General features: G+C 46.9%; 9 protein-coding genes and 1 pseudogene. 5 read left to right on the top strand and 5 right to left on the bottom strand.

All coding sequences use genetic code 11. The features are described from left to right. The 4 genes from AC2VLY_RS11890 to AC2VLY_RS11875 form a co-directional block, all read right to left on the bottom strand. A partial coding sequence (locus tag AC2VLY_RS11890; RefSeq protein ID WP_486922340.1) for a signal recognition particle protein occupies window positions 1-790 on the bottom strand: 790 nt, incomplete at its 3' end. A 41-nt stretch (window positions 791-831) separates the two neighbouring features. Further along, on the bottom strand, window positions 832-1,188 hold the full coding sequence (locus AC2VLY_RS11885; RefSeq protein ID WP_193649511.1) for a DUF192 domain-containing protein: 357 nt from the start codon (window positions 1,186-1,188) through the stop codon (window positions 832-834). Further along, window positions 1,188-2,069 (bottom strand): type II secretion system F family protein, encoded by an 882-nt coding sequence (locus tag AC2VLY_RS11880; protein ID WP_031573076.1) that lies wholly within the window; start codon window positions 2,067-2,069, stop codon window positions 1,188-1,190. Before AC2VLY_RS11880 ends, AC2VLY_RS11885 begins: the two co-directional genes overlap by 1 nt. Further along, the gene (locus AC2VLY_RS11875; protein WP_193649485.1) at window positions 2,066-2,914 is read right to left on the bottom strand and encodes a type II secretion system F family protein; all 849 of its coding nucleotides are present in this window, start codon (window positions 2,912-2,914) and stop codon (window positions 2,066-2,068) included. The genes AC2VLY_RS11880 and AC2VLY_RS11875 overlap by 4 nt, the downstream gene beginning before the upstream one ends. 328 nt (window positions 2,915-3,242) lie before the next feature. Between AC2VLY_RS11875 and AC2VLY_RS11870 the strand changes: the two genes are divergently transcribed. Together AC2VLY_RS11870 and AC2VLY_RS11865 are read left to right on the top strand one after the other, a co-directional pair. Then, window positions 3,243-3,941: a helix-turn-helix transcriptional regulator gene (locus tag AC2VLY_RS11870; protein WP_300253482.1), complete on the top strand. Its 699-nt coding sequence runs from the start codon at window positions 3,243-3,245 to the stop codon at window positions 3,939-3,941. Beyond that, a complete protein-coding gene (locus AC2VLY_RS11865; protein ID WP_193649483.1) occupies window positions 3,934-4,899 on the top strand; it encodes an OmpA family protein in 966 nt (321 codons plus the stop codon). Before AC2VLY_RS11870 ends, AC2VLY_RS11865 begins: the two co-directional genes overlap by 8 nt. Here the strand turns inward: AC2VLY_RS11865 and AC2VLY_RS11860 are convergent. Beyond that, on the bottom strand, window positions 4,812-5,234 hold the full coding sequence (locus AC2VLY_RS11860) for a type II toxin -antitoxin system TacA 1-like antitoxin (protein WP_486922339.1): 423 nt from the start codon (window positions 5,232-5,234) through the stop codon (window positions 4,812-4,814). The two genes, AC2VLY_RS11865 and AC2VLY_RS11860, sit on opposite strands and share 88 nt — an antisense overlap. A gap of 283 nt (window positions 5,235-5,517) precedes the next feature. Here AC2VLY_RS11860 and AC2VLY_RS11855 point away from each other — a divergent pair, with 283 nt between their 5' ends. From AC2VLY_RS11855 to AC2VLY_RS11845, 3 genes and pseudogenes are all read left to right on the top strand, one after another. Further along, window positions 5,518-5,796: a Flp family type IVb pilin gene (locus AC2VLY_RS11855; protein WP_193649481.1), complete on the top strand. Its 279-nt coding sequence runs from the start codon at window positions 5,518-5,520 to the stop codon at window positions 5,794-5,796. A 95-nt stretch (window positions 5,797-5,891) separates the two neighbouring features. After that, on the top strand, window positions 5,892-7,490 hold the full coding sequence (locus tag AC2VLY_RS11850) for a pilus assembly protein TadG-related protein (protein ID WP_486891894.1): 1,599 nt from the start codon (window positions 5,892-5,894) through the stop codon (window positions 7,488-7,490). 14 nt (window positions 7,491-7,504) lie between these two features. Beyond that, window positions 7,505-7,729 (top strand): annotated as a pseudogene (locus AC2VLY_RS11845) (hypothetical protein); the annotation flags it as partial.

Here is a 7,729-nt window from a genome sequence, read left to right as displayed (position 1 = left end):
CCCGCACCGACAAGGCAGCGCCACCACGCGCGTCACCGTCAGTCTTGGTCAAAATGACGCCGGTCAGCGGCAAGGCATCATTAAAAGCCTTGGCCGTATTGACAGCATCCTGACCTGTCATGGCGTCCACCACAAACAGCAACTCCACCGGCTGGACGGCGCCGGTCAAAGCCTGTGCTTCCGCCATCATGGCGTCATCCACATGCAGGCGTCCGGCGGTATCGACAATCAACACGTCAAATACCCCGCGCTGCGCTGCCTCTAAGGCATCTTTGGCAATCTGCACCGGCTGCTGATCTGGACGGGACGGAAATACTTCGACCTCAATATCCTTGCCCAGATGCGCCAACTGCTCCATGGCAGCAGGCCGATAGACGTCGGTACTCACCATCATGACCCGCTTTTTTTCTTTTTCCTTGAGCCACAAAGCGAGCTTGGCACTGGTCGTGGTTTTACCGGAACCCTGCAACCCGGCCAAAAGAATCACTGCCGGAGGTCGGGCACTCAAATCCAGCCGGTCATTGTGCTCGCCCATGAGCTTGACCAGTTCATCATTGACAATCTTGATAAACACCTGCCCCGGCGACAGGCTTTTCACCACTTCCTCCCCCAGCGCCGATTCGCGCACCTTGTTGATGAAGTCTTTCACCACCGGCAGCGCCACATCGGCTTCCAGCAAGGCCAAACGCACTTCACGCAGGGCGTCACGAATATTGTCTTCGCTCAAACGCCCCTGGCCACGCAGGTTTTTAAAAGTCTGGGTGAGTTTTTGGGTCAGATTGTCAAACATGGGTCCCCCTCATATCAGGGGTGGATTTTGGACTGTATGGCTCAGTCGTGCAATGGCGGACGCCATTCCAGCCGCTGGCCGGGTTCAACGCCATAAAACCTAATGCCGCCAGCGGCTACTTCCAGGGTCATTACTGCAGCACGGCAAAATCGCCAACGCCAGGGGGGCAAATCGCTATGACAAGCAGTAACCCGCCTGTTCTGGTCCAAAAAAATCACGTCAATGGGGAAAACCATGCCTATGCTGTGAATACTGCCTACGTGCATCAATAGCAGTCCTGCGTCAGCATTGAGATGACTTTTCCCTAACAGCCCACGCAGACGATCTCCAAAATGACTGGCGCAAGACACTTCTGTCCATAAAATGTCTTCTCCCCGAGAGATACAGCCTACTGACATCAATATCCGCCCTCCTGTAAAAATTTCATGTAAATCACAAAAGCCAGCATCAGGAAGGTAATCGGAAAAATAAAAACCACCAGCGGCGCCAAAAGCTTGACTGGTGCTTCAAGAGCCAATTTTTCTGCCCGCAAAAAACGCTCTTCCCGTCGCTGTTCTGCTTGAGCACGCAATACTGGTCCCAGATCTCCGCCACGCTCCTCTGATTGAACCAACGCACTGACCAGACTGCGTACTTCCGTCAACGATACGCGCTCTCCAAAGCGTCGAAACACATCCATTTTTGCCGTACCGGATCGCAACTCCCGAATCATGATCGCGAACTCGTTGTGCAGCGGGCCTGCAGGCCCCTTATCAACAGCCACCTGCATCGCACTGGTTAAATTAAGCCCTCCCTCAATCATAAGGGTGATGAAATCCAGGTAAACCGGTAACTCTTTTAGAATAAGACGCCCACGCCGCTTGGCCTGTTCAACCAACCAGATGTCAGGATAAAAGCTCGCAAACAACATAGTCAAAAATAACAGCCAAACATTGAACAACCCTGAAACCCGATATAACAACACACAAAAAATCAAGGGTACCGTCGTACTCAGAACTTTCAGTGCAACAAACTCTCTGGAACTCAGCAAGTAGTGCATACCCGCTCTTTGTAACCGTTGATGTACCGGTAACAGCAAACGATCGGGAATGAAAATAACCAATGTTGAACGAACAAATTGAACTATGGGCCAAAGCAGCCTCAACCCTTTGGGTAAAGGATCCATGTAGTCCCTGGGCGAGGGCTCCATCTGGCGTGCCAGATAACCCAAGCCATAAATTGCAACAGCAATAGACAACCCTATCAGTACGGCAATTAACCATATTGTTAGCTTTGTCATACTTCAATACTCACAATTTTCCGTATCCAAAAATAACCCAAAAACTCACAAAGAATGGCAACGGCCAATACTGCCCATCCCTGGGTCGTACTAAATAATGCACCCATAGCTTGCGGCTCGATTTGCAAGAGGGCCAAAATAATCAATGCAGGAAGCGCCGTCATGACGATCCCCTGAAGACGGCCCTGCGCAGTCAATGCTTTTATTTTCTGTTCCATCATCAGTCGCTTGCGAATAGTTTCTCCCAGTCGTGCCACTGTATCTGCAAGGCTGCCTCCGACTTCCCGACTAATTCGCAATGCGGAAGCGACCAGTTGTACATCTGGACTAGGTATACGTTCCGCCAGATGATCAATCGCATCTTCAAAAGCAGCTCCAAGACGCTGTTCTCGCACCACCAAACCCAACTCCTGACTGATGGGCGGACTGAGATCACGAGATAGCCCCTCCATAGCCTGTTGCAAATTAGCACCGGCACGCAGTCCACTGGCCAACATCATCAGCGCATCTGGCAACTGCGCATGCAGTCGGTCCAAGCGTCGCCCCTGCAGCCAACGCATAATCAGGCGCGGCAGAAGCAGGATCAAAAAGGCAGCCCCGACAGCGACCACAACTGACCCCGACGCCCACCACGTCAGAATAGGCAGAACAACCAGCAACATCAGATTAAATTTCCAGAGCAACACGGGGTCCGCAAAAATGAAAAGACTTTTCAGCCCCATTTGACTGTCGCGTGCGAAGCGGTTCTGTCCTCTATGCAGAAGCTGACGGGCAGCAAATAATAGCAGCAGCGTCAGGCCCAGAACGGCCATAAAGACCAGAAAAGCAAATGCTTCATGTCGCAACAGGTCTCTCCCACTCAAACAAGCAGCTCAGACAAAGTGTAAAACAATACACATTATAATCAGCATTACATTTTCAGCCATAACCGATAGCTGCTTTACAGGATCATTTAATCATAAGATAAAAATTCTAAAAAGATGTTCAATAATCATAACAGATATATTATAACTACATGTTTTTTATTTATATATAAACTGATAAACAAGAATTATAAACCCATGAAAGAGGTCTTTATCCATTTTATATACGATATTGACATTATGAAAAATCACAGTATTATTTTTGAAAATATTATAGATGTATCAACTTCCATAATGGAGGGAGCGAACGATGTGGTTAAAACTATTGGCCCAGACAAAACTCCAGGGCACAGATGCAACACTTTTGAACAACAATTTGCAGCTATCCCCGACACAGATGGCCCAACATTGGCGTGATCTAGGCTGGCTGCGCCAGATAAAAACTTACCGTATTCATCGACAAAGCAAGAGCTGGCAAACACATTGCTGGTGGCGCTACCCTGCCGGGCGCTGGCCCACCCCACCTCGGGAACTGATCGTTCGGGCTCAAAGGGAAGCCACGGGGAACACCCCAACTCCGCACACAGTCATGACCTCACTGGAAATCGCGTCAAGCTTCATCTGCAATGACACTCCCATGCAGATCATACTGTTTCATCTCGACACACAAAGAATACTAACTGCTGTAGAAATGCAAAAAATTCAGGCAGGGCTAACCTTCCTGCACAGCAGATTAGAAATAGAATACCCCTTTCATCCTGAACTAAACCCGACAGATTTACGTATTGCACAATTACTGGTTAATGGTGTTGGTCAAAGCCAAATTGCACTGCAACTTGGACAGAGTGAAAGCACCATACGTTCCCGGATAGCCGCACTATGCCGACGCCATGGGGTACCAAACAGGCGCATGCTCCTCGCGCGCCTTCTAAGGACCATTGGCAGAAAAAAACAAATCGCCACGTTGTCTTTCGGAGCCACTTCTGACTGGAGTGAACAGCATGCGTAACAGATTTAATTTTTTCTTTTTTCTGACATTGTCTTTAGCAGGTTCAACATCTACTCTTGCAGAAAGTGGTCAAGATCTCCCCTTTCTGGGGCGATACCCCGGAAGCGTAGTGGATAATTATCGCAGCGCTCATTACGATGAAATAACAATTCCCCTGGGACCATTAGGTAAAAATGCTCTGACCCGTTCTGAAACACTGGAGGGCCAAATCACTTATATCAAATATCAGGTTCCCAGAGATCGCTCGCCACTGGAAGTGATCCGCAACTATCAACAAGCTTTGCAGCATGCAGGGTTCCATATTTTGTGGCAATGCGCCAACCACAGTTGCAGAACCAATGGAGATGCAGCCATCAATACATCTCTCTGGCGAAACGCGCCGACAGGCTATACAGGAGGAGTTGAAAATTTTCTTTTTGATGATGGGCGGATGTTAACAGCAGAACATCGAGCTGCTGATGGAGTACGTACTTTAGTTTTCATAAACGACAACACCCTGTTCGGTCATTCCCAGGATGCTTCAGTATATGCAATACAGACGCAGCCTATGCAAAACGGGATGGTGTCCAGTTCGCCCGACCCTCTGACTAGCGAAAGCATGCTCTATGCACTGAATAATAAGGGGCAATTTTCCTTGCATTTACCTTTTGACTTCAATCGCTCAAGCCTCAGGGCAGATGCCCAACCCTCCTTGAAGGCATTGAGTGATCTACTAAAGAAGCATCCTCAGTTACATGTACGAATTGAGGGACACACAGATCAGGTAGGTGCAGAAAGCTACAACCAAAAGTTGTCCGTCACTCGGGCGGTAGCTGTTAAAAACGCCTTGCTTGTCGAAGGCATTGATCCCCGGCGCCTTGAAACAACAGGCTATGGATCAAGCAGACCCCTGGTTAGCAACGATACTGAGGCAAATAGAGCCATCAACAGACGCGTAGAAATTATTAAATTGTCGTAATCGTAACTTGTTTTTTTCGCACCGGGCAGGATCCTTTTGCAAGCCGGGAAACTTATCTCGTTGGCACCCATCAGCCACATCCATGAGGATGTGAGCTTGCGAATCTGCTCATGAGTCGCACCCAAGCTATTACCCCAGTAGCTCTGAGTAATTGCTGCAAAGTTTTGCTTCCCTTGAACCGAACGGTCCAGCGCACCCTGAAATTTCTTCCATATATCCTCGCTCAGGACTAAGTGGTAAAAATCTGCGAGCACATGGTTAGCCGCAGTTACAGCTGCGTCCAGCAAAAAATCTGGTACACCATCGTGACAAGCGCGAGCGTCAAACTGCGACATATTACCCCACAAATTAACATCACAAATTACCTCACTGAAAATAATATAATAACGTCATTAGCAATAAATTTTATACAAAATAATTAACTATAAAACAATATTTATACAACAAACATAAATCATCATTAAAAAATTATAAGCCATAATTATAAAAAAATATTTATTCAATATTTACAAATAATTAAAAATTAAAACGCGTGATTATTGAACATATTGTTCATGTCTTTGTGGCATGCTTAAATAATAACACATCGATAAAGTAGCCGACCCTAATGGAGGATTCATGAAACATAATTTATCAACGTCAAATCAGCAAAAAGAATACGGTCAAGGGATGACAGAATATCTCATTATCGTTGCCCTCATCGCCATAACTGGAATTGCAGTATTTTCCTATTTTGGACAGACGTTGCGTCATCAAATGGCGGGTATTTCCCAGGAACTATCTGGCAAAAGTGGAGGAACCGAAATCACTGCAGCGCAGGGCACTGCGGGGCAAGCAACAGGCAATGCTGCCATTCAGAAAAATATGAGTGATTACAAATCTGACTTAGGCAAATAATTTTTTAATTTAGAATTTTTCATCAATTCAGATTGAGAAATAATTCCATACGCACCTACCGGGATCATCAACTTCATATAAATATGGAATTTATTATGCGTTCAACGTCTATAAATATGATATTTACTTCGAAAAATCTCGCAGAATCCGGGCAGGCAGCGTTATTTTCTATTGTTTTAATTCCAGCCATACTGTTAGCAGGGTTGTTTGTTTTTAATACTGGGCAGCAAACCGCTGTCAAACTTAAAACGCAAAATGCGGCTGACGCGGCAGCATTTTCAGCCATGCAAATGGAAGCGCGCGAACTAAATTTTATTGCTTACACAAATCGCGCTATGGTGGCAAATCAAGTAGCTATTGGCCAGACCATCAGTCTTGTTTCGTGGGGAAGACACATAAATAGTCTGGGTGATAACATCCGGAATGTTGGAAATTTTGCCCAGACCATTCCAGGTGTAGGCTCAATCATAACAGCCATTACCAATGCCATTGCACAAAGCACCAATGTGCTGAATCAAAGCATAGAAACTGCAAGCAACGTCTTGCTTCCCGCACTGGATTTAGCCGATTCGGCTTTGAGTGGTTCGCAAGAAGCCTACCACCTTGCTAACGGTGTTTTCGATCCAGGAGGAGGCAACAATCATCCTGGTGGAGCAATGACAGCCGTTGCTGAACAGGTTGTTAAACTGAATGATGCCAACGGTCAACTAAACACCATTATTATGGCTACCAACCTCAGCAGTTATTTCAAAAATCGTGGGAACCTCCTTCAGCGTTGGGGCGATGACAAAGAGCAAGCTCAAAACCGCATGGCTTACATGATCAATGCCTCACGAGATGGTTTTACATCCACCCGGAATCATCTGCCTACACCTCTTCTCCCTGTTAAATCCGGAAATCTGTACGTTACCGGCTGGGAATTTCGTCGCGCTGGGGGCTCGGAGATTGCCAAAACTACAGAAGGAAAGTTTGGCTGGTCCGGTATGGACACCTTGTCATTACATGTTTGGACCAGAAAAGGGATATTGTTTGGTGGAAAAAAATTGATTGAGATCCCATTAGGTTTTGGAGCATCACAAACCGGTAATGGCAATAATTTCCCCTATCCTGGTCGATATCTGGAAACAAGATCAACTCCCCAAACAGTTTTTCCAACTGCAGAACGTATAGTCAACTTACCAGCCTATCAGGATTCCCTTTCGCAAAATGCTCAAGGGTCCAATATTGCTGCTTTCAAAAATCCCGGAGAGCAAGATAGCACGGGGGCATCCATGCGCTCGGTCGGCGGCGATGCAACACGTTTTTCTGCTGGTGGAATCAGTCGCTACTGGGATTTTAATCGGAATAACCCACAACTTAAGGACGCAAATGGAGATCCAGCTGATGTAATGCCTTCTTATGTTGTAGTTGTGGAGCATGATCGCCAAAACGTACGGGATGCCAGCAACGCTTTGGGCATCAAGCAGTCCGCTCAGGATAAAACAAACATTTCACTGGCACAGGACAATCCAGGCAAGCACATACGCTCCATGGCCAAAGCTCAAGCATTTTTCCGACGGCCTGCATCATTATGGCAACGCGCTGATGCCTATGACGAGCGCGCCAATCTTTTTAGCCCGTTCTGGGAAGCCCGACTAGTGGATTTGAATGCACGCGAAAGATCGCTGTATGCGACTTTGCTTGGCTTGCAATAAACGTGATGCTTCTCATGCTGAAAAAAATTCATGCCGAAAAAAAATTATTTGGGGATAGCTCGCATAGTTCAGAACGAGGTCAGTCACTCACCGAATTCGTCGTGCTTGCAGCTTTTGCAATAATTCCTCTATTTTTCCTTGTTATTTACACCGGCAAATGGAGCTTTACGCAGTTGCGAAGTATCCAGGCAGCGCGCTATGTAGCTTGGGAGAGAATAGTGTGGAGAAAGTCTCCTCCT

The organism is Acidithiobacillus sp. TH-A36 (assembly GCF_057473445.1).
Note: the sequence above shows the minus strand (reverse complement) of the source record. Positions and strands in the feature narration are given on the sequence as shown.

Excerpts from the sequence above, each read along its gene's own strand:
- AC2VLY_RS11885 (WP_193649511.1), bottom strand. The coding sequence starts at position 1,188 with ATGTCAGTAGGCTGTATCTCTCGGGGAGAAGACATTTTATGGACAGAA.
- AC2VLY_RS11850 (WP_486891894.1), top strand. The coding sequence starts at position 5,892 with ATGCGTTCAACGTCTATAAATATGATATTTACTTCGAAAAATCTCGCA.
- AC2VLY_RS11855 (WP_193649481.1), top strand. The coding sequence starts at position 5,518 with ATGAAACATAATTTATCAACGTCAAATCAGCAAAAAGAATACGGTCAA.
- AC2VLY_RS11865 (WP_193649483.1), top strand. The coding sequence starts at position 3,934 with ATGCGTAACAGATTTAATTTTTTCTTTTTTCTGACATTGTCTTTAGCA.
- AC2VLY_RS11860 (WP_486922339.1), bottom strand. The coding sequence starts at position 5,234 with ATGTCGCAGTTTGACGCTCGCGCTTGTCACGATGGTGTACCAGATTTT.
- AC2VLY_RS11870 (WP_300253482.1), top strand. The coding sequence starts at position 3,243 with ATGTGGTTAAAACTATTGGCCCAGACAAAACTCCAGGGCACAGATGCA.
- AC2VLY_RS11880 (WP_031573076.1), bottom strand. The coding sequence starts at position 2,069 with ATGACAAAGCTAACAATATGGTTAATTGCCGTACTGATAGGGTTGTCT.